Source organism: Streptomyces sp. NPDC007907 (assembly GCF_042959365.1).
GTDB classification, from domain to species: Bacteria; Actinomycetota; Actinomycetes; order Streptomycetales; family Streptomycetaceae; genus Streptomyces; species Streptomyces indiaensis.
The window spans coordinates 281,029-299,977 of record NZ_JBIBKR010000005.1; the positions used below are offsets into that span (position 1 = coordinate 281,029).

Here is an 18,949-nt window from a genome sequence, read left to right on the forward strand (position 1 = left end):
GCGGCGTTTGCCGCCCCGGCGGCCGGTCAGCGCCTGTTGGCGCCAGTGGCAAGAGAGCGCAGGACCACGGCGGCGATGGCCACGGACACGGCCGAGACGGCGACCGCCGCCAGGAGCGCGGTGAGGACGACGCCGACGACGACCACGGCGGCGACCGCACCGGCGCCGACCCCCACGAACGGGGCGATCGAGCGGCCGGCGGAAGGAGCCGGGGCGTGATCCTGCGGGATGTGGGTGGTGATGCTCGGGACGTGCGGGGTGTCGGGCAGCTTGGGGCGGAACATCGCGGGACTCCTTGTCGGTCGGGGTGTCATTCGTGGGTGCCGTTGACGATGTCGACCCCGGAGCGGGTGCCGGACTCGATGGCCGGGGCGAGGATGGTGTGCGAGAGCCAGAAGCCGAACAGGGCGATCACGACGGCGACCCAGAGACGGATGCCGAGGAACTTGATCGCGGCCCAGGCGATGACGCCCAGGACGAAGACGAGCGGCAGCGAGACGGTCACTGGAACTCCTCAGCGGACGCGGCAGCGGTGAGTGCGCGCGGCCAGCTCGGCGGCGGCGCGACTGTCGTAGTCGGTGGAGAAGCAGCACCGCGGAGCCGTGCAGGCGACGGTGTGCTTCTCGCGGCCCCGGCCGTCGTAGTAAGTGCCGACCTGGACGGGGCCGATGCGGACGACACGGCGGAAACGGCGGTTGGCAGACATCAGGGCATCTCCTTGTCGGTCTCGCCGGTGAAGTCGGTGACGTGGTCGGCCAGCCAGCGCAAGATCTCGTCGCCCTCGTAGCTGTCGGCGGCGAGGATCACCGGCTCGGCGATCAGCACGGCTTCGGTCAGGCGGTTCTGTCGGGTCAGCTCGGCGGCGCGCTTCAGCGCGCGGAGCGTGGACGGGCGCAAGGGGGAGATTCCTCCGGGTCAGGTGAGTTGGGTGGTGATGGCTTCGGCGAGCGGCATCGGGACACCGAGCCGCGCGCGAAGGGTCGAGGTGTCGATGTCGGTCCCGGTCCGGGCGCGGTGTTCGTCGGCGACCTTCCGGGCGAGAGTGACGAGCGCGGGCGGTACCGAGGACGGAGGCAATGAAGCCGACTCCGGCGCGGCGGCCGGCAGTTCGGGCTCTGCCGTGGGCGGCTCGACATCTGCGGCAGTCGGTTCCGGCGCGTGCGCCGTCGAAGGCCGTTCCGGTGCCGTCGCCGGGTCCTCGCTGGGATGCGCTGCTCCGTGAGCGAGCAGCGTGCCGCCGAGGAAGGCGACCGCGGGCCAACCGGCGACGAGGATGCGGAGCCAGGCCGGTACGTCCTCCAGGTCGAGCAGACCGGCGGTGGCGACGTTGGCGCCGAGGGACGCCGTCAGTGCGACGAGGAACCAGCACCACCCGGCCGTCTTCGACTCACCGGAGCGCAGACGCCGCCAGGCCGCGACCAGCAGCAGGTCGACGGAGACCGGATAGGCCCACGCCTTCCAGCCGTCCTGTCCGGCGGCGAGTGCCAGGTCATGCAGGTGAGCGAAGGACAGCGCGGCGGCGATCACCGCTTGGACGAGCACGGCGTCCACACGGACGGGTAGGGCGCGCACGGCCACTCCTTCCAGTTCCGGGCATGGGTGGGGTAGGGACGTGGCGCGGGACGGCCGCGCCGACCGTGGGAGCGGGTCGGTTACTCAGTGATCGGCCGAGGAGTGGCCAGGGAGCCGGACTCCTACACCGGCACGGGTGGAACGTGAGGCCGGAACGGCGCGAGCGCCGGAACGTCCGGGGCGAGATGTGCCGTCTCGCGGCAGGTGGCCGCAGCGTCGCCGAGGGACAGGTGAGGGGTGCGGATGCGAGACCAGCCGCCGGACGTGTCGCCGACGACGGCGAGGCCGGGCAACTCGGCCGCTATGGCGCAGGAGGCCACGACTGCCTCAGGGGCGATGTCCCCGAGCGCCATCTTCGCGGACGCTTCGTCGTTCACCCGATGGCAGACCCGGCCGGTGAGCTGAGCCCGGAGCATGGTCGCCCCCTTGCCCAACTCGGCCCCGAAGCGCTGTCCACACACCTCCAGATAGATGCCGGCCGCACGGCCGAGCTGGGCGAGCCGGACGAGCTGGGTGACCATCTCGTCCCGCCGCTCCTCCTCCTTCCTCGTGGCGACGAGGAAGAGTTCCGCCACTTCATCGACGAACAGCACGATCGGAGCCGGGCGTTCGTCCTCCGGCAGACCCCAGACGTCCGAGGTGATCAGCTCATCCGGGGTGCCGGGCGCGATGCCCTGCCGCGCTTTGATCAGGTCGTATCGGTCCTCCATTTCCTTGACGAGCACGGGCAGCAGCTCGGCCGCCTGCTCCGGATCGGTCGCCAGCGCCGAGAGCCGAGGACCGAACGGCGCCAGCTCCACACCGCGCTTGCAGTCGATCCCGACCAGGACCACCGGCTGAGCGGCCAGCCCGGCCAGCAGGTTCCGCAGGAACATGGACTTGCCGGACAGCGTGGCGCCGAGCACAAGTTCGTGAGGTACGGCCCGGTAGTCCCGTACGAAGGCGGTTGCGTCCTCCCGCAGAGCCACAGGCACGCGGAGCGGACCAGCTTCGGTCCGGCGAGGCATCCGCACCTTCCGCAGGACGTCGAAGCCGACGAGCCGCAGTTCCACGACACCGGGCTTGACGTCCCGCACATACACGGCGTGAACGCCCCATGCATGCCGGAGCCGTTCGGCCGAGGCCGCCACGTCCGCCGGTTCCTGGCCCGGAGCCAGCCGCAGCCGGAGCCGCAGACCGGTCGAGGTCGGCCGGATCATGCCCCGGCGAGGAGGCACCGGCCGGACCTCACGGCGAGTCGTGGCCTTCACGGCCAAAGCCCGCCACCGGGGCGGCTCGACCGTCAGGCCGCACGCGTCCATGGTGGAGGTATACGAGGCCAGCAGCCGGGCCACCGAGACGGGCAGCCCGACCCCGGACCAGTACGCCGCGGGATGGGCATGCCGGGCGTAGGCCGCGCCGCCTATCGCAGCGAGCGACCCGCCCAGCTCGGCCCACGTCACCAGGTCGGTCACGACGATCAGCCCGCCTGCTCCATCGGGAAGGCGCCAGGAGCAACGGCGGTCGCCCGGTAGGCAATGCCGTGCCGCTGCTGCCCGTTGAACACGCTCTCCCACGGCCGGGCGATGAGCCCCGGCAGCGAAACCGGGGCCCCCACGGTCAGACCGTCCGTCACACCGCTCTCGGGGACAGTGACCTGAAGCAGCGACGACTCACCCTCGTCGATATAGACGACGCCGACCGTCATCAGCGCCTCACCGCTCACGGCATCCTTGGCGATCTCACCGGTCTGCCGGTCACGCACCTTCGGCGCCGGCGCTTCGGTGAGCAGGATCGTGGCGGCCGAGGCGTCAATACGAATCACACGCACAGAGATTTCTCCTTGTCGATCAACCAACTCGCCACCTGACAAGTTGACTTAGCAAGTTCGAAGCTACGGATGCCAGGTTGACTTGTCAAGTGGCTTGGCGGCGGCCAGCGAGCGCCCGAATGACCCCGAGCGCACTATGAAGTCAGCAGCAAGGGAGGGCGATATGAGCAAGAAGGACCGCGCTCCAGAACCGCAGTCGTGGGGCCCTCGCACTCCACAAGGGCCAGCACCACCGCCGGGCACTTGGCAAGGACCACCTCAAGGGGCGCTCCCAAGTCAGCCCCCGTACCAGGGCAACACGGCGCCCCCGCCGAGGAAGCGACACCGTGTCTTCCTGTGGGTCTTCCTCGCAGTGCAGCTCTTGTTCCTGGCCTGGGTCATTTGGGGTGCCACAACCGCCAGCGGCACGCCCGAAGAATGCCGCGGCCTAACGGGAGACGACCTAGACCTGTGCAACGACGCGAACGACGTCGGAACCACGATCGGAGTGGGCCTGGTGATCGGGCTCTGGGTGGCCGCGGACTTCATCCTGGCCCTGACATACGTGATCTACCGGCTTGCCAGCCGCCAGCCCCGGGGCTGAGGCCGCTCACTCGTCAGCCGAGGCGGTAAGTGTCTTCAAGTTCCTGTCGGTCAGCAGGAAGCAGCACGTCAGAAACCTGCAACGCCTGCCCTGACGCGTCGCACGCGATGACCAGGACGCTCAGCACGGGCACGCCGTCCGGCAGGCCCAAGAGGCCGGCTTCACCTGCCTCAGGGAGCCGAGCTGAGACCCGTTCCGTGACATGGTCGAACCGGATCTTCTTCCTCGCCTCCAGGTGCTCGCGCACACTGCCAGTGAGGACTTCCGCGCTCGCCAGCTCAGTGTCCTCTACCAAGCCGGCGGGGAAGTACGACGAGACCAGCTCAACCGCTTCACCTTCCTCCTCAATGAGGAAGCGACGCATGAGAACTTTGGCCTTCTTCGGCAAGCCGAGCGCTGAGGCAACTCGCACCGGGACAACGACTTCAGCGACTTCCACGAGGCGTCCCGAGGTCTGGGACTCGTCGCGCTGCAGAGCCTCTCGCCCCCGCCTGTCCTTCTGCTCGACCACTTCCGGCCGGTCCCGAACGATCGTGCCGTACCCCTGTCGGGACTCCAGCCAGCCATCACGCTTCAGCAGTTCCAGCGCCCGCACGACGGTGGGGCGGGACATCCCGAAGGACTGCACCAGCTGGTTCTCACTGGGCACCCGAGTGCCAGGCGGGTACGTGCCGTCCTCGATGCGACGCTGGATCGTCTGTGCGAGGCGCACGTACTTCGGTGGCTCCACTTCATACGCCATGAACGCCGCCTGTCGGGATTGGCCAAGTCAACTGGTCAACCAGACTAGCGAATCTTCGATTGTCAAAGTAGAAGCGGAGCGAACTCTTACCTTCCCGGCCAGGCATCGGCCACCACGAAGGAGACGACGGTTCCGCCGAAGCGGCTCGGTGCAGCGTGCCACGACTCGGCCAGCGAATCGACCAGGAGCAGTCCACGCCCGTGGGAGTCGTTGGCGTCGGGATGCCTCAGCCGCACGTTCGCCGGAAAGCCGGGGTTGTGCACGTCGACCCGGAGCGAGGTCCCCTCACGGAACCACTCAACCCGTACGAGCCAGGGTTCATCCGACCGGCCGTAAGCGATGGCGTTGGTGACCAGCTCCGAGATCATCAGCGCGCAGTCGTCGACGGAGCAGGCCGGGTTGTACGGGGCGATGAACTTGCGGAACCAGCGCCGAGCCCGCGGCACAGACTCAGCGACAGGGTGCAAGGTCATCGCACCGAGGCGCGGCGACTCCTCAGACGGGTAGCGGTCGATCATGTAGGCCATGGGTGCTCACTTCCTGCCGCTACCGTCGCAGTCGAGGCAGCACCGCTTCGATGTGGCACGGGTGCGATCGGCGGCGGTGGCAAGCGCCAGGGTCGTTCGTGAGCCGACACGCTTCCAGCCGCGCCCCCGGCAACCCCGGCAAGGTAAGTGCGTGCCCTGATCCGGCCGCTGACTCGTCACACCGCGCCTCCTCCCAGTGAAGTGGCCTTAGCCACTTTCTGGATAGTGGCATTAGCCACTTGCTCGACGCAAGCGATTCGCCGCAACTGGCCCCCTCAGGTGAGGGGGTAGCCCTGCTCGAACGCCCAGCGATGCGGCGGGTAGGTGGCCTCAGCAAACTCCAACGGCCGGTCCTGGAGGTCGAAGACGACGTGGTGCACGATCAGCACGGCAGAGCCGGCGGCAAGTTGAAGGTCCTCGGCCTCTTCCTCAGTTGCCGCACGCGCACACATGCGATCTTCCGCGTAACTCCCCTGCCGTCCGGTCAGGTTCTCGACGTACAGCAGCGTCCCCTCTTGGATCCGCTCCGGCTCCAGAAGCTTCGGCGCACGCTGACCGACGTCCGGAGCGAACCACGAGGTGGAGAGCGTGATCGGCCCGTCCTGGTTGTTGGTCACCCGCCGCCGGTGCACCGCCCGGCGATCCTTGACCAGGCCAAGCGCCTCAGCGACGTGATCCGGCGCCTCCAGCCAACCGGCAGAGGTGATCACGGCGTACTCGCCAGGCGTGTAGATCTTCCCGGTCTGCCGAGCACGCCCGTACAACTCACGAGCCCGCCGGTTGACTTCGAGGCTCCGCACGTACGTGCCCGACCCCTGACGCTTCTCGACAAGTCCCTGATGACTCAGCGCCTCCAACGACCGCGCGGCCGTGGGCCGGGAGACCTTCCAGTCCGCCGCCAACTGCCGTTCGGACGGCACTTCGTCTCCTGGTCGCAGGTCACCCCGAAGAATCTGATCACGGATGTAGTGCGCGATCTGGAGATACTTCGGCTGAGCCTCCTCGATCTGCGGCATCAGTCCTCCTCACCCAAGGCGAGCCCCAGGCGAGTAGTCGGGCACCCCGCTACCGAGCTGAGGCCTGCTTCTCGACAAAAGTGGCTATGGCCTCTAGCCACTATAGGGTGAGTGGTCAACCCCCTACCCCGTAGGCTGATTCTCATGACGCGGTTGATCGTCGCAGCAGGAGGAGGGGGCGACGCAGTCGCCGCCGCAATGATTCACGCCGCCCTCTACGGCGACGAGGACCAGGCGGTGATCCTCACCTACGCGTGGGACCGCCTCCTGGTCGACCCAGTACCGGGCCCCCGAGCACCAGACAACTTCACCGGTCTCCTGCCCCTCACCCCAGCAGTCTGGGCAGTGCCGGCCGAGGCCCGTCCGATCGCTCCGGCAGGCTCGACTCTCCCCCGACTTGCAGCAGAGCTCCGGCACACGTTCGCGCTGGTCGATCCGCGCAACGGGGTCGAGGGCGTCACCCGCCAACTCGAACAGTTGGTGGCCCACTTGTCACCAGTGTCGATCGACCTCCTGGACGTGGGCGGCGACATCCTCGCCCGAGGTGATGAGCCGACGCTGAAGAGCCCGCTCGCCGATGCCGTCACGCTCGCCGCGTGCTGCCAGGTGAACGCTCCCGTCCGCCTGTTGGTGGCGGGCCCCGCCCTCGATGGCGAACTCCCTCTCGACGAACTGCGCGGCATGCTCGGCCCGCTCATCCACACCCTCACCGCGAAGGACGTCGAACCGATCAGCTCGGTCCTGGAATGGCACCCCTCCGAGGCAACCGGGATGCTCGCAGCGACAGCCCGAGGCGTACGCGGCACCTGCGAAATGCGGGACGCCGGCCTTCCAGTCCTCCTCACCGAAGAGGGCCCAGCGATCCATGAGGTCGACCTGGACGAGGCGCTCACCCGCAACCAGTTGGCCCGCGCCATCCTGACGACCGCCACCCTGGACGAGGTCGAGGCACACAGCCGCGAAATCTGCGGCTACTCGGAGATCGACTACGAGCGCAACAAGGCCGCGTGGCTCAAGGATCAGCCACCCGTGCAGCTCGACCCGGTCGCCGTACTGTCTCAGCTTGACCACTTCGAGGCCGAGGCCCACAGCCGCGGGGTCACACACACGACGTTCCGCCGCATCACTGAGGCCCTGAACCTCAACGGCTCCTTGCGCGAGGATCTGCGCCAACTGCTCATCAACAGCCGTCCGAAGCAGTACGACGCTCCCTTGTGGCGCATCACAGCCCCTACTGAGTAACAACCTTCTTCACGGGTTCAAGCCCGGCTGCGCTCCGCTCCGCCGGGCGCGCTTCCCGGCTCCGCTCCGGGCGCCGCTCCTGCCTTCGGCCCGCTCCGCCCGCGCTGCGCCGACGCGCGCCCACACGTGGATAGGGCCGGAGGTCATGAGGCGATCACCGCTCAGAGCGGCTCGCGGTCAAAGACGATGCCTCCGGCGGGGGATCGGCCGGCACCGGGATGGAGGGGCGCCGTTCCCGACCGCGGGCCCGTAGAGGCGTGCGCGGGGAGCTCCCATCCCGTCCACCGCCGACCCAGGCGCAGCCGAGCAGACGCGGCCCATGGCGTCCAGGTCGTTCGTACAGTGGCGCGCTCCACCTGGACGCCATGAACCACGCCCGCTCCACGGTGTGTGGGTCGACGGCGGACGGGATGGGAGCGGGGCAGGTGGTGGGTGACGGCGGATCGGCCGGAACCGTCACTCGATACCCAGAGCGTTTCTCGCCGTGTCACAGAAGCGCTCGATGAAGTCGCCAGCCTGGTCGACCCGCTCTGTCACGTACTGGTCGATAGCCTCATCCTGCGATGGGTGCGGGGAGTCCAAAGTGGACTGGAATGCCCTCTCCAACTCGTCAAGTTTGTCATGTGCACCACTCATCAGGTCGGTTAGCGGACGAGGTCCGACCAGGTGCAACTCTGCCAAAGTAGACATGAAGTTCCAGAGTCGCTCCTCTCTGTCCTGTTTGGCTGCCTCGAAGGCCTGGTGATCGCCCCAATGCTTGCGGCCGTAGTTCAACAACGGCTGAAAGTCCGCCGTGAGTAGCTCGATGCATCGTGCGTACACCTCGCGTCGCAGTTGCTCACGGCGTGCACTGCGCTGATCGGCAACCTGCAAGCTCACGTGACTCCGCCCGGATAGCCAGGTGAAGACACCCGTGATCAAGCTCGCCATCAGTGCGGCTCCCGCAGCGACTAACGCAGTACTCATCGCCCCCCAACCCCGTCCTACCCTTTCAACCTAGCTGCGCGGGTTCGATTGCCATGCCCGCTCAATACGGCTCAGGCCCAGCCCAGAGGATGGATCCACCGCCTGGCCCTGATGGTGTCCACGGGCTTTAATCAGTCCCCCGTGGCTTGACTCAGTCATTGAAACTCCAGCCTAAAGCCGTTCCCCCTACCTAGTCCTCAAGCTCCTCGAGACTGGGGTCGCCAACAACCCACCATGTTGGAGGAAAGCCGGGCAGCGGCGGTGCAATTCCCAGATGATTAGCCAGCAGCCACTTTCCATTGTGCTTGTGCATAAGGAAAGTCATGCCACCTGGTACGGGAGTGGGCGAGTTAACGAAGTAACCGTCACTTTCGCCAAGCGGTACGAGGACCACCAAGTCGTAATCTGGGCCAACTCGACGGCGCCTGCTTGCGCCACCCAATCGATCCAGGTCAATTTCGCCCCACGCCTCCTGGAAGGCGTCAACTTCTGCGGCGGAAAAAGCATCCCACAAATCATGTTGCCCGCGAGAAGCCATCATGGCATCTGTTGCGGCTTGGAGTTGAGTCTCGTCTTCGCCAACGAGAGCTCGCGCGTTCCAAAGCCAAGACTGTATGCGACAGGTTAGCCAGTTTTCATCCGTGAGGCTCAGGGCTTCGTCGAACTCACCGGCTGTCATATGGCGCACGAAGCGAAACGCCACCCCAAGCTGACCTTCATCGTCGAACCTGCCGTCTGAACTCATGGCGGCCATGGCTACAGATGCAACTGCATTCTGTGCGGTAGATCCAGACCCGAGAGGGTGGGCGCCCTCCGGTATCTCACCCTCTGCGTCAGGGGGGATTTCCCTATTACTTGTCATTCCCAGGATCGAAATGAGCATAGAGGCGGCCAAAGCGCCTGTGACCAATGAATACCATACGAAGCCGTCACGATTGAGCCAGTAGGTCCATCCCGCAAACCCGAGGAGGAGGATGCTAGCAAATACCACAGAACCCTTCGGGATCGGCTTCTTAGGGGCCCCGATAGGCTGGCCGGATAGTTTGGCTACGTCTAAGGCGATCTTCCCGTGAAGCCAAGCAACGGCAGGAGTGTGGTCACGTAAGATTGTGTTCTTTTGGAGCTCTTCCGCCAGGGCGAGATTTTCTTTGATCTCATTGCGTCGTCGCCTGGTGCGGCTCGTTACGCCGGCGAGTGTTCCTGCGGCAGCGAGTACCGAGACCACTGCGTTGGCGATCCCCTCCGGAGTCATGTGCCGAGCGTACCCACCGCATGAGCTGTCAGCGGCTGAAGCGGCGAAGCGGTCTGCCAGAGTGCCGACAGGGCGTTCACCGATTCGCGCTCCTCGTCGGCTGTGACTACCTCAGCGAACTGAATCCAGTTGTCTCGTCCTTGCAGAGCAGTGAGTGCGATACATGAGCCCCCTGGGCCGTCCCTGGGCCGTCCGAGGCCGACCAAAGCCGACAGACGGCACCCACGGGTGACCACCCCCACCCCGCTCTGGCCTGGGCTCCCCGAGTTGATCTGCGACACTGGGTGGGTTATGCCGAAGCCCGGAGAACTGAGCTGAGAACCGGTCCCGCACACCGGGTGAGTGTCTAACTGCGTGACAACGCCAGCGAACAACAGCGGACGCCCGCGAACGCCGGCGGACCACCGCCGCAGGTGAGAGGCGCCGCGTCCAAAGGTCGAGTGCCCAGCCAAGTTGCTTCGGGACGAAGAGGTCCTCACTTAATGTCTCAACGCCACGCTTCCGCCGGCGCGGCTTGCTCTGGTCGACGACATGGCGGCGTGGCTGAGGCCGGTGGGGGTGCGGCGAGGCATACGCGTGCGTGATCGGTCGGCGCTCCCGCCGTCGTGGCTGACTGTCGTCGGCTGAGGATCAGACACTCCCAGCGCAGGTCAGCACAGCAACCGCTACCAAAAAACCTAGGCTTCCAAGCTGAGGTACCAAGTGCGTCGGCGCAGACGCAGCCCGTAGCATGCCGCCCATGGTGACTGCGACTGTCCGCGAGTGGAACGACGAGGAAGGGTGGGGCGTGCTCGACTCCCCCGAGACCCCCGGGGGTTGCTTCGGCCACTACTCCGACATCCAGGCGCCCGGCTTCCGTACCCTGTCGCCCGGACAACAGGTGGACCTCAAGTGGGAGGCTCCGGGCTTCAAGCAGGACGGATACGACTACCGCGCGGTCAGCATTGCGCCTCGGCGTGCCTGACATCCACAGCTGACATCAACAACGCCGGACGGGCGCATACGCCAGCACCCCTGTCCAGCCGCCGCATCTATCGACAACAGCCGCCGGAGCGGGCTCGGATCGCACTCCTAAAGCGGGTGTCGCAGGTTCGCTGCCGGGGCACCAGTCAAAGCGGAACCGGATCGATCATGGTCCAGGCCGCTTGACGGCAGTCACACGGACGGCACCTTTCCCGCCCGGCCACCCGCGGCCACAGGTATTGGAGCAGGCCGACGAGACGGCGCCCACACCCCACATCGCGCCTGAGTGCCTGCCTGAACCCGGTGGCTTGATCGAGCGAATCCGGGACAGGCGAGGCTTGTGTCATCTGCGCCGCCTACCCTGCTCACGCAGGTCCGCCACGCCTTGAAGCAGGCGGGGTTTCATCTCGTCGGCGATGACGTGGAGGACGGCAGGCATGGGATTACGGTGACGGAGGTGCCGGCCGGAGTGCTGGTGCGGTGGACGGCCTCGGACGGGTTCCACGCGCTATCGAAGGACCAGCCTGGAGCCTCGGGCGACAGCATGCAGGCGATCGTGCAGGCTGCGGTTTCGGGCCTTTTGGTCCAACTTGGACACGCCGTCACGGAACCATCAGACATTGGTGACCTGCTGGTTTTGGTTGACAGGTAGGAGATTCATCGAGTGCCTGTTGCTGCTCCACGGAACGCGGGCTCGGTAGCCGGGTCACAGGCGGATCGGAGGCCGAGAAGATGTTCATCTCCTTGGTATCGATCAAGCGGCCGGGCTCCGGTTGGCGGTAGTGACGACCATCACCACGGCGACTGCCGACCCCGTCACCTCAGCGTCGGGCAATTCCGTTCGAGGAGCGGTCACGGTGACCGTTCCCCGAAAGCTTCTACCTGCGCCCGGCGGTGTCGCTTGGGGTGTCGGACAGTGCGATGCGGGCGGTGATGCGCTTACCGACAGGCTCCTGCTCGATGAGCAGCTCCTCGGTGGCGACCTTGACGATCTCCAGGCCGTGCTGGCCGATCCTGCCCGGATCCGCGGGCCGGGCCTCGGGCACGGTGGGCTCGCTGTCCCACACCACCACTTCCACGACGCGAGCGGTGAGAAGCAGCTCCATCAGCACCGGACCGGGAGCGTACTTACGAGCGTTGGTGACCAGCTCACTGACGACCAGCTGGGTCAGTTCCCGGACACGGTCGGACACGAACACGCAGTGGGCAGCATGAGCCTGGTCGAGAAAGGCAACGGCATGGTGACGGGCCTCGGCGATGCAGCTGTCATCTCCCACCAGGGCGTAACCGGTGCGCACCAGGTGCGCCTCCGGCGTTCTACCGCCCTTACCGTCGGTATCAATTCCCACCAGCCCCGTCCTCACTCCTATACGCGCCCCGGTACCCCGGCTGTCGCCATGCATGCATGCCGCACCGGTCACATGCACATGCGTACATAGATGCGTCCGGCCGTATCGGTGGGGCACAATCACCCCCGCACGTCCCGCCCCGAAGAGGGCAAGCCTAGATCGCAGTCGAGGAGATCGTGACCCGCACCGAACAAGCCGACCGGCCGGACCGTCTCTCGGTCGAAGAGCGCGTTGTCGACGGAGTCCGCGTCGTGACCATCAGGGGCGAGCTCGACCATGACGTATATGACAAGCTCAGCAAGGCTCTGCTCGGCGAGGACGAGGAGCCGGTGTCGGCGCGGATCGTCGCTGATCTCACTGGTGTGACCTTCATGGACTCCAGCGGCCTCAACGCCTTCCTCGCCACACACCGGCAGGTAAGCGACACAAGCGACGTGGGGTGGGTGCGTATCGCCAGCGCCCAGGATTCCGTACTGCGCGTGCTGCAGATGACCGGCGTCGACAGCATCATCGGCTGCTACCCGACGGCTGAGCAGGCCCTGACGGCCTGAGCGCTAGCCGGGCTAATCCGGGTCGTCCACGGCGGGAGAATGCCGTCTCAGGGCCGCCTGTAGATCCCGGTCCACGGACTCTGGCAGGGGCCTCTGCTTCAACGCCCAGTTGAGCACCGCTTCGGCAACCGTGTGCAGCTTGATGTTGGTGCGCTGGGAGACCTCCCGCAGCACTTCGAACCCAGCCGCAGGCTCAAGCCTGCACACCGCGGCCAGGACACCGATGGCCTGGTCAATCGTCGCGTGCGAATCGACGGCCTGGCGCAGCTGCGCATTCTCCCGCTCCAGCCGTGCCACCACGTCATCACGACCGTCGGCAGGCAGGGGCCGCTGCTCACGGGAAGTCGTCATCACCGGCTCTCCACATGGTGAGGTCTACTTCCATACGCCTGCCCGCTCACGGAGCCCCAAGACATCCCGCCTACGACGCGGAGATCACAGGTGACCGCACCACAAGCGCACCAGATCGAGCGGGGAACAGCGGGGAACCACGGTGAAAGCAGCTGAGCCCACAGAGGCAGCGAACCGGCCGTTCGAGCAGGTCAGCGCCTACGACAGGCCCTCGGTGCCCGCAGCTTCCGAAGCTGAGAGTGCGAGTTCGATTCTCGTCACCCACTCCATGACCTGGGGTTTGCCTGTTGTCCAGGCCGATGTGTGAGTGGTGTGCCCCGTGGGGCGGGGCGGTCCGCCCACCGTTGGGTGCGGGCACCCGTCATGAGCCCTGAGCCCGAAGAAGTCTGCACGCACCCGGCGTCAGGCGGAGGCGAGTTCGGCGGCGCCGAAGGAGACGTTGAAACGGTCGCACCAGATCGTGACGCTGGTGTAGCGGGAGAGGTCGGCGTCCTCGGGCACGGCGTAGTTCTGGCTGCCTTTGTTGCCCTTCAGCTTGCCGAGGCTGATGTGCTCGCCGTCGTCGAAGACGCGCCAGCCGGCCGTCCCCTCCTTCACCGGCGCGTCGGTCAGCCACACGCGCAGGTCCGGGCCGTTGCTGGTGTCGAGGTTCTCCAGCCGGACGACGTGGCTGCCGTCGGCGAGCCGCACCAGCTTCACCCCGCCCGACGTGTCGTGCTCGTGGCTGATCAGCTCACCGCTCGCCAGGGTCTGCGGAGCGGGGGCCGGGGAGGCGGTGCCGGACGGCGCCACCGCTGGGGGCGCAGCGGTCTTGGCCGCACCGGGCAGCGCCTCTTCCACCGTCTTGTCCTGCCACAGCTTCCACGGCTGGAACCAGTACAGGCCGAAGCCCAGCGCGGCCGCCATCACCACCGCGGCGCCGATGACCAGCCGCCTGCGCAGTGCCTTCCGCGTCGTCCGTCCCATTCCCGCCCCGCCTCCTGAGAGAGTGCTCCCGTCCCTGCCTCATTCAACGACAGGGGCATGCCGTCCTGCGTCCTGAAGGAGGTGACGGAAGTCTTACGTCACCTCCATGCCTCAAGCGGATCCAGAGGCTTCCTGGAAACCGCCCGGCCGTACGAGGCCCCGGTGGTGACCGCTCGTGGGAAGGCGGAAGCTCGATGGCATGACGATCGACGTGACGGCCGACCGGGTCATCCCGCTGCCTCTCGACCGCGTGGCCGCGTATGCCATGGATTGGCGGCACGACGCCGACTGGACGCAGGGGATCCGCACGGCGGAACTCAGCAGGGAGGCGACGGGCGGTGGCTTCGGAGCGGGGGCCGAGGTGACCCGTACGGCCTACTTCCTGGGTCGCCGCATCGACTACGTGCTGCGGGTCGCCGCGTACGAACCGCCGCTGCTGCTGGACATGGTCTCGGTGTCGGGCCCGATGCCGATGCACGTGACGTACACCTTCGAGCCCCACACGGACGGCACCCTCGCCCGCATCCGCGTCCAGGGCGACGAGGGAGGTTTCTACCGGCTGGCGGCGCCGCTGCTGGCCCGGCAGGTCCGCGGCAATCTGGTCAAGGACCTGCGGGACCTCGAAGCGAGACTTCTGGAACAGAGGTGAGGCCACGATGGTGTACGACGAAGGGCTGGCGGAGCGGATCCGGGGGCGGCTCGGTGCGGACCCGGCCGTCACCGAGAAGCGGATGTTCGGCGGAGTGGCGTTCCTGTACGAGGGGAACATGGCCCTCGGGGTGACCGGTGACGACCTCATGGTCAGGGTCGGGCCCGATCACACCGACGCGGCGCTCGCCCGGCCGGGGGCGCGTGCCTTCGACATGACGGGCCGTCCCATGCGTGGCTGGGTCGTGGTCGACGGGGCGGCGGTCGCGGAGGACGACGCGCTCGTCGCCTGGATCGACGAGGGACGTGCCTTCGCAGCGAGCCTGCCGCCCAAGTAGGTCGCCACGGACAGGAGGGCCCCCGACCGCGGACAGGGCCACGACCGGCTCGACGGACGTGAGCGGAGGCGACGCCGTGTCGTGAGGTCGAGTGGCTCCCCCGGCACCGTTCGTTGCGAGGCACCAGATCGTCGTCCACGACGCCTGCGGCGGCTACGCGCCCACCAGCGATGCCCGTTCCAGCAGTTCGTCGACGGACCACTGGTCGTCGACGTGTGCGCCGTACTTGCTGGCGAGTACGCGGCCGTCCGGGGCGATGAGGAAGTCCACGGGGAGGCCGAGCCGGCCGCCGGTCGGGTGGGGTGAGGGCAGGTGGCCTCGGCCTCGGGCGATCTCCCGCAGGCCGGGCCTACGGCGATCGGCAGGGACACTCCCGTGACCGTCACCGCGGCCAGCGCTGCGCCCAGGCCCGGCACCAGTCGGCCCAGGCCGAGCCCCACGCCATGGCCGTGAGGATCCAGACGGCCAGGTAGCGGTCCACGAAGGACAGGCGTCCCGCCACGTTCCCCTCGGCCGCCGCAGTGGTCACGAGGCGGCCCCGACAGGTGCCGTGCGGCCCGGCAGCGGGTCTCCTGACGGGCGGGCCAGGAGCGCGGCGAGCCGGTCGGTCATCTCGGGGACCAGCTAGTAGTAGACCCAGGTGCCGCGCCGCTCGCAGTCGATCAGACCGGCCTGCCGGAGCAGCTTCAGATGATGGGAGATCGTCGGCTGGGACAGGTCGAAGGCCGGGGTCAGGTCGCACACGCAGACCTCGCCGCCCGCGCGTGAGGCGATCATCGACAGCAGGCGCAGCCGGACCGGATCACCCAGCGCCTTGAACACCTTGGCCAGTTCAAGTGCCTGGCCCTCGTCCAAGGGGGTCGTGAGCAGCGCTGGGCAGCAGTCGCCGGCCGCACCGTCCTGACCCAGCACAACGAGCTCTTGATTCGACATTTCTCTATGTTGACATTCTTCGATTCAGAGTGCAATGTTGCATCGACGGACATCAATGCAACCCGTTGGGAGTCGTGCCATGTCTCGTGCTCAGCTCGCCCTTCGTGTCAGCGACCTGGAAGCGTCGATCACCTTCTACTCGAAGCTGTTCGGCACCGAACCGGCCAAGCGGCGTGAGGGCTACGCCAACTTCGCCATCACGGAGCCCCCGCTCAAGCTCGTCCTGATCGAGGGGCGGCCCGGCGAGGAGACCCGCCTGGACCACCTCGGTGTCGAGGTCGAGTCCACCGAACTGGTCAACGCCGCCACCTCTCGCCTCAAGGACGCCGGCCTGGCCACCTTCGAGGAGAACGACACGTCCTGCTGCTACGCCCTCCAGGACAAGGTCTGGGTCCACGGCCCCGGGCGGGAGCCCTGGGAGGTCTACGTCGTGAAGGCCGACGCCGACAGGCTCGGCAAGAGCGCCGATCCCGACGCCGCCGGGGACACCTGCTGCACCGGTCAGGCGACCGTGGGGGATGCGACGGCCGCCGGATGCGCATGCGGGCAGTGAGGTGAACGGCCCCGCGGCATGGGTCCCGTACGGCGAGCACTCCGCTGCCCGCGGCTTGATCAGAGCAGTTCGGCGGTCTCGCGGGGGTCGTCGGAGGTGATGCGGTCGACGAGGCGTCGTGCCTGTTCCTCGGCGGTAACGTCTGGGGTGACGGGGAGGTCGAAGGTGAAGCCGGGGCCGTGGGGTGGTGTCTTCCGGCGGCTGGTGAAGTACACCTCCACCCCTTCCGGCTCCTCGCGCCTCGGCTCCACTCGGTCCACCACGCAGTCCCAGCGCTCGAACCAGCCGCTGTGCACGAGCTCTTGGGTGACGAGCCGGGCGACCGTGTCCACGGGCTCCTCCCATGCCGTGTCCGCGGCGGCGCGCGCCGGTTCCGCGTCGTACTGAGCGGCGTCGAAGTGGACGTCCGCGGGGACGGGCACCCGGATGTCGTTCGTGTTCTGCCAGGACGACCACAGCACCCTGTCGCCCCGGCGGTGGACGGTGACGAAGATGCCTCCGCAACAGCCCGTGTAGCAGTCGTTGTTGGACAGCTCGACGCGGCGGGGTTCCTCCAGCGCCGCCAGCGGCCACCCCTCGGCCGGCCCGAACCACTCCCTGCGCGAGCAGCTCGACACCCCGCCGGGGTGGATCCCGGCCAGCACGTCCCGTCCGTCGATCAGCGGACGCACCTCCGCCCACTGGTCGATGGCCAGAGGGTCAGGGATCACGTGCCGCAGGGCCAGCGTGCTGATCCGGGTGGGGGTGGTCATGCCGTGCATCATCACTGAACTCGGCGTGTGCCGAAATCGGGTATCGGGAGGACGAGAGAACCCCTACCGGGAGCCTTACGGCGGACCACCCCGGGCCATCCCGACCAGCCCTTGAACGGCGGCTTCAGAGCGGAAGGCCGTCCGGGAGGACCCGAAAGGCCTTGTGGCGGCCCAACGGGCGTACGGCCCGGAAGTCGCGTCGGTCGAGGGTGAGGATCGCGTCCGTGTCATAGTCGGCGGCCAGCGCCACGGTCACCGCGTCGGCGAGGCCGAGGGCCACCGCGCGGTAGCGGACACGGACGGACTGTGCGGCGCCCAGGTGGCTCTCCGTGGCCCCGTCCGGGTGTCGGACGGGGCCCACGGGTGGGACGTGGCTCAGTCCAGGTCCCTCTGGCCGCGGATGGAGCTCGTCCACATGGCCAGCGGGGTCAGGAAGCCGATGGCGACGATCAGCCAGAGGGCGCCTCGGCTGCCGAGGAGGGTGCCGGCGACGCCGGCGGTCAGGGCGCCGACGGGGACCGCCCCCCACGAGACGAAGCGGACGGTGGCCATGACGCGCGGCAGGAGCTCCGGCGGGGTGACCGTCTGGCGGTGGGTGCGGGCGAGGACGCTGAGCACCACCGCCGCCGCGCCGACGCCCACGTTGCCGAGGGCGAACAGGAGCAGGCTCCAGCCGCTGCCGGCCAGCGGCAGCAGGAGGGCGGCGCAGGCGCCGGCCAGGGTCGAGTAGAGGATCGTGCGGGCGCTGCCGAAGCGGTTGGCCAGAGTGGTGGTGACGGCGGCCCCGATGAAGCTGCCCAGTCCCTCGGTGGCGATCAGGACACCGACGAGGCTCGCCGGAGCGTCGAGCGTCCTGATCAGGAAGACGGGGATGAGCGCCATGAGCGCGCCGAGGGTGAAGTTCACCAGGGTCGCCGCGGCCGCGCACAGCCGGATGACCTTGTGGCGGACGACGAAGTGCCAGCCCTCCTTGATGAGCGCCAGTGTGGATTCGCGCTCGGCCTGCGGCGACGTCGGCACCGCAGGTCTCGGCAGGCTGCGCAGAAGCACCGCCGAGACGAGGTAGCTGACCGCGTCGAAGACCAGGCTGACGGCCGCGCCGCACAGCTGGACCAGCACACCGCCCACCGCCGGGCCGCCCATCTGGGTGGCCGCGGCGGAGCCCGAGGTGAGGCTGTTGCGCGCGGTCAGCTCCTCCTTGCTGACGATCGACGGCAGGAAGGTGGAGTTGCCGACGTCGAACACCACCGTCCCCAGGCCCACGACCAGGGCCACGACGACGAGTTGCGCCAGGTGCAGGACGCCGAGGAGGGCCGCGACGGGCACCGACAGGACCGCGACGGCCCTGATGACGTCCATGGCCACCTGGGTGCCGCGCAGCGGCAGGCGCTGGACGATGACGCCCGCGGGCAGACCGATCGCGATCCAGGCGGCGTACTGGGCCGCCGGGAGGAGGCTGACTTCAAAACTCGACGCGTGTAGAACGCTGACGGCAAGAAGGGGCAGGGCGACTGTGGTGACCGCGTCGCCGACACCGCTGATCGTCGTCGCGCTCCAGAACCGCCAGAAGAGGGATGCCCCCTTCGCGGAACCCTTCGGGTCCTGTACCGACGGATCTTGTACCGGCCGATTCTGTACCGACCGATCCTGTACCGACGGATCTTGTACCGACCGGCCCTGTTCCGACGGATCTTGTACCGACCCGCTCGCCGCGTCCTGTGGCGACCCCTCCGCCGTCCGGCTGGTGTCTGATGAGCCATCAGATCTGGTCGTCTGGTCGGCCGTCACCGGTCCCCAACCTCCATGAGAATCACAGCAATCGCAGCATGTGCGGC

23 protein-coding genes and 3 pseudogenes are annotated in these 18,949 nt (G+C 67.6%); 6 read left to right on the plus strand and 20 right to left on the minus strand.

What is annotated here, in order from left to right; genetic code table 11:
• Window positions 1-26: 26 nt before the first annotated feature.
• The 10 genes from ACFZDI_RS21945 to ACFZDI_RS21990 form a co-directional block, all read right to left on the minus strand.
• Window positions 27-284 (minus strand): SpdD protein, encoded by a 258-nt coding sequence (locus ACFZDI_RS21945; protein WP_391252581.1) that lies wholly within the window; start codon window positions 282-284, stop codon window positions 27-29.
• Between the two features lie 26 nt (window positions 285-310).
• Window positions 311-505: a hypothetical protein gene (locus ACFZDI_RS21950; protein WP_391252583.1), complete on the minus strand. Its 195-nt coding sequence runs from the start codon at window positions 503-505 to the stop codon at window positions 311-313.
• A gap of 9 nt (window positions 506-514) precedes the next feature.
• Window positions 515-706, minus strand: coding sequence for a mobile element transfer protein (locus ACFZDI_RS21955; RefSeq protein ID WP_391252585.1), 192 nt, complete (start codon window positions 704-706; stop codon window positions 515-517).
• Window positions 706-897 carry a hypothetical protein gene (locus tag ACFZDI_RS21960; RefSeq protein ID WP_104783024.1) on the minus strand — a complete coding sequence of 64 codons (192 nt, stop codon included), beginning with the start codon at window positions 895-897 and terminating at the stop codon, window positions 706-708. Before ACFZDI_RS21960 ends, ACFZDI_RS21955 begins: the two co-directional genes overlap by 1 nt.
• A gap of 18 nt (window positions 898-915) precedes the next feature.
• Entirely contained in the window at window positions 916-1,572 is a 657-nt protein-coding gene (locus ACFZDI_RS21965) for a DUF2637 domain-containing protein (RefSeq protein ID WP_391252587.1), read from the minus strand.
• A gap of 122 nt (window positions 1,573-1,694) precedes the next feature.
• Window positions 1,695-3,026, minus strand: coding sequence for an FtsK/SpoIIIE domain-containing protein (locus ACFZDI_RS21970; RefSeq protein ID WP_391252589.1), 1,332 nt, complete (start codon window positions 3,024-3,026; stop codon window positions 1,695-1,697).
• 5 nt (window positions 3,027-3,031) lie between these two features.
• Window positions 3,032-3,382: a hypothetical protein gene (locus tag ACFZDI_RS21975; protein ID WP_338783135.1), complete on the minus strand. Its 351-nt coding sequence runs from the start codon at window positions 3,380-3,382 to the stop codon at window positions 3,032-3,034.
• 596 nt (window positions 3,383-3,978) lie between these two features.
• Window positions 3,979-4,707, minus strand: coding sequence for a UTRA domain-containing protein (locus ACFZDI_RS21980; RefSeq protein ID WP_391252592.1), 729 nt, complete (start codon window positions 4,705-4,707; stop codon window positions 3,979-3,981).
• Window positions 4,708-4,793: 86 nt separating this feature from the next.
• Window positions 4,794-5,234 carry an ATP-binding protein gene (locus ACFZDI_RS21985; protein WP_384153213.1) on the minus strand — a complete coding sequence of 147 codons (441 nt, stop codon included), beginning with the start codon at window positions 5,232-5,234 and terminating at the stop codon, window positions 4,794-4,796.
• A gap of 275 nt (window positions 5,235-5,509) precedes the next feature.
• Window positions 5,510-6,250 (minus strand): GntR family transcriptional regulator, encoded by a 741-nt coding sequence (locus tag ACFZDI_RS21990; RefSeq protein WP_101278023.1) that lies wholly within the window; start codon window positions 6,248-6,250, stop codon window positions 5,510-5,512.
• A 144-nt stretch (window positions 6,251-6,394) separates the two neighbouring features.
• Between ACFZDI_RS21990 and ACFZDI_RS21995 the strand changes: the two genes are divergently transcribed.
• Entirely contained in the window at window positions 6,395-7,492 is a 1,098-nt protein-coding gene (locus ACFZDI_RS21995; RefSeq protein ID WP_391252595.1) for a DUF1152 domain-containing protein, read from the plus strand.
• 456 nt (window positions 7,493-7,948) lie between these two features.
• Here ACFZDI_RS21995 and ACFZDI_RS22000 read toward each other — a convergent pair whose 3' ends face one another.
• A complete protein-coding gene (locus ACFZDI_RS22000) occupies window positions 7,949-8,422 on the minus strand; it encodes a hypothetical protein (RefSeq protein ID WP_391252597.1) in 474 nt (157 codons plus the stop codon).
• A gap of 226 nt (window positions 8,423-8,648) precedes the next feature.
• Window positions 8,649-9,710, minus strand: coding sequence for a hypothetical protein (locus tag ACFZDI_RS22005; RefSeq protein ID WP_391252598.1), 1,062 nt, complete (start codon window positions 9,708-9,710; stop codon window positions 8,649-8,651).
• Window positions 9,711-10,449: 739 nt separating this feature from the next.
• Between ACFZDI_RS22005 and ACFZDI_RS22010 the strand changes: the two genes are divergently transcribed.
• The gene (locus ACFZDI_RS22010) at window positions 10,450-10,674 is read left to right on the plus strand and encodes a cold-shock protein (protein WP_033203862.1); all 225 of its coding nucleotides are present in this window, start codon (window positions 10,450-10,452) and stop codon (window positions 10,672-10,674) included.
• A gap of 877 nt (window positions 10,675-11,551) precedes the next feature.
• Here the strand turns inward: ACFZDI_RS22010 and ACFZDI_RS22015 are convergent.
• On the minus strand, window positions 11,552-12,022 hold the full coding sequence (locus ACFZDI_RS22015; protein WP_391252600.1) for an ATP-binding protein: 471 nt from the start codon (window positions 12,020-12,022) through the stop codon (window positions 11,552-11,554).
• A 176-nt stretch (window positions 12,023-12,198) separates the two neighbouring features.
• Here ACFZDI_RS22015 and ACFZDI_RS22020 point away from each other — a divergent pair, with 176 nt between their 5' ends.
• Window positions 12,199-12,573: an anti-sigma factor antagonist gene (locus tag ACFZDI_RS22020; RefSeq protein WP_391252601.1), complete on the plus strand. Its 375-nt coding sequence runs from the start codon at window positions 12,199-12,201 to the stop codon at window positions 12,571-12,573.
• 12 nt (window positions 12,574-12,585) lie between these two features.
• Here ACFZDI_RS22020 and ACFZDI_RS22025 read toward each other — a convergent pair whose 3' ends face one another.
• Together ACFZDI_RS22025 and ACFZDI_RS22030 are read right to left on the minus strand one after the other, a co-directional pair.
• Window positions 12,586-12,924 carry an ANTAR domain-containing protein gene (locus ACFZDI_RS22025; protein ID WP_391252602.1) on the minus strand — a complete coding sequence of 113 codons (339 nt, stop codon included), beginning with the start codon at window positions 12,922-12,924 and terminating at the stop codon, window positions 12,586-12,588.
• A 402-nt stretch (window positions 12,925-13,326) separates the two neighbouring features.
• A complete protein-coding gene (locus ACFZDI_RS22030; protein ID WP_391252603.1) occupies window positions 13,327-13,890 on the minus strand; it encodes a DM13 domain-containing protein in 564 nt (187 codons plus the stop codon).
• Window positions 13,891-14,089: 199 nt separating this feature from the next.
• On the opposite strand from ACFZDI_RS22030, the gene ACFZDI_RS22035 reads away from it, so the two are divergent.
• Both ACFZDI_RS22035 and ACFZDI_RS22040 read left to right on the plus strand, forming a co-directional pair.
• Window positions 14,090-14,539 (plus strand): SRPBCC family protein, encoded by a 450-nt coding sequence (locus tag ACFZDI_RS22035; protein ID WP_391252604.1) that lies wholly within the window; start codon window positions 14,090-14,092, stop codon window positions 14,537-14,539.
• Window positions 14,540-14,546: 7 nt separating this feature from the next.
• Window positions 14,547-14,876, plus strand: a complete 330-nt coding sequence (locus tag ACFZDI_RS22040; protein ID WP_391252606.1) for a TfoX/Sxy family protein — start codon at window positions 14,547-14,549, stop codon at window positions 14,874-14,876.
• A 347-nt stretch (window positions 14,877-15,223) separates the two neighbouring features.
• Here the strand turns inward: ACFZDI_RS22040 and ACFZDI_RS22045 are convergent.
• Window positions 15,224-15,405 (minus strand): annotated as a pseudogene (locus ACFZDI_RS22045) (arsenical-resistance protein); the annotation flags it as partial.
• Window positions 15,402-15,809, minus strand: a pseudogene (locus ACFZDI_RS22050) (ArsR/SmtB family transcription factor). The pseudogenes ACFZDI_RS22045 and ACFZDI_RS22050, both read right to left, overlap by 4 nt.
• Window positions 15,810-15,888: 79 nt before the next feature.
• Here ACFZDI_RS22050 and ACFZDI_RS22055 point away from each other — a divergent pair.
• Window positions 15,889-16,362, plus strand: coding sequence for an ArsI/CadI family heavy metal resistance metalloenzyme (locus tag ACFZDI_RS22055; protein WP_391252608.1), 474 nt, complete (start codon window positions 15,889-15,891; stop codon window positions 16,360-16,362).
• Between the two features lie 59 nt (window positions 16,363-16,421).
• Here the strand turns inward: ACFZDI_RS22055 and ACFZDI_RS22060 are convergent, their stop codons facing one another.
• The 3 genes and pseudogenes from ACFZDI_RS22060 to ACFZDI_RS22070 all read right to left on the minus strand — a co-directional run bounded on the left by ACFZDI_RS22060 (window position 16,422) and on the right by ACFZDI_RS22070 (window position 18,902).
• A complete protein-coding gene (locus tag ACFZDI_RS22060) occupies window positions 16,422-17,114 on the minus strand; it encodes a hypothetical protein (RefSeq protein WP_391252610.1) in 693 nt (230 codons plus the stop codon).
• A gap of 124 nt (window positions 17,115-17,238) precedes the next feature.
• Window positions 17,239-17,445: pseudogene (locus ACFZDI_RS22065) on the minus strand (VapC toxin family PIN domain ribonuclease); the annotation flags it as partial.
• A 44-nt stretch (window positions 17,446-17,489) separates the two neighbouring features.
• Window positions 17,490-18,902, minus strand: a complete 1,413-nt coding sequence (locus ACFZDI_RS22070) for an MFS transporter (protein WP_391252612.1) — start codon at window positions 18,900-18,902, stop codon at window positions 17,490-17,492.
• Window positions 18,903-18,949 lie beyond the last annotated feature (47 nt).

Bases quoted from the DNA above. Each gene is read 5' to 3' on its own strand.
- ACFZDI_RS21945 (WP_391252581.1), bottom strand. From the start codon at position 284: ATGTTCCGCCCCAAGCTGCCCGACACCCCGCACGTCCCGAGCATCACC.
- ACFZDI_RS21955 (WP_391252585.1), bottom strand. From the start codon at position 706: ATGTCTGCCAACCGCCGTTTCCGCCGTGTCGTCCGCATCGGCCCCGTC.
- ACFZDI_RS21980 (WP_391252592.1), bottom strand. From the start codon at position 4,707: ATGGCGTATGAAGTGGAGCCACCGAAGTACGTGCGCCTCGCACAGACG.
- ACFZDI_RS21985 (WP_384153213.1), bottom strand. From the start codon at position 5,234: ATGGCCTACATGATCGACCGCTACCCGTCTGAGGAGTCGCCGCGCCTC.
- ACFZDI_RS21990 (WP_101278023.1), bottom strand. From the start codon at position 6,250: ATGCCGCAGATCGAGGAGGCTCAGCCGAAGTATCTCCAGATCGCGCAC.
- ACFZDI_RS21995 (WP_391252595.1), top strand. From the start codon at position 6,395: ATGACGCGGTTGATCGTCGCAGCAGGAGGAGGGGGCGACGCAGTCGCC.
- ACFZDI_RS22000 (WP_391252597.1), bottom strand. From the start codon at position 8,422: ATGGCGAGCTTGATCACGGGTGTCTTCACCTGGCTATCCGGGCGGAGT.
- ACFZDI_RS22005 (WP_391252598.1), bottom strand. From the start codon at position 9,710: ATGACTCCGGAGGGGATCGCCAACGCAGTGGTCTCGGTACTCGCTGCC.
- ACFZDI_RS22010 (WP_033203862.1), top strand. From the start codon at position 10,450: ATGGTGACTGCGACTGTCCGCGAGTGGAACGACGAGGAAGGGTGGGGC.
- ACFZDI_RS22025 (WP_391252602.1), bottom strand. From the start codon at position 12,924: ATGACGACTTCCCGTGAGCAGCGGCCCCTGCCTGCCGACGGTCGTGAT.
- ACFZDI_RS22030 (WP_391252603.1), bottom strand. From the start codon at position 13,890: ATGGGACGGACGACGCGGAAGGCACTGCGCAGGCGGCTGGTCATCGGC.
- ACFZDI_RS22035 (WP_391252604.1), top strand. From the start codon at position 14,090: ATGACGATCGACGTGACGGCCGACCGGGTCATCCCGCTGCCTCTCGAC.
- ACFZDI_RS22040 (WP_391252606.1), top strand. From the start codon at position 14,547: ATGGTGTACGACGAAGGGCTGGCGGAGCGGATCCGGGGGCGGCTCGGT.
- ACFZDI_RS22055 (WP_391252608.1), top strand. From the start codon at position 15,889: ATGTCTCGTGCTCAGCTCGCCCTTCGTGTCAGCGACCTGGAAGCGTCG.
- ACFZDI_RS22060 (WP_391252610.1), bottom strand. From the start codon at position 17,114: ATGACCACCCCCACCCGGATCAGCACGCTGGCCCTGCGGCACGTGATC.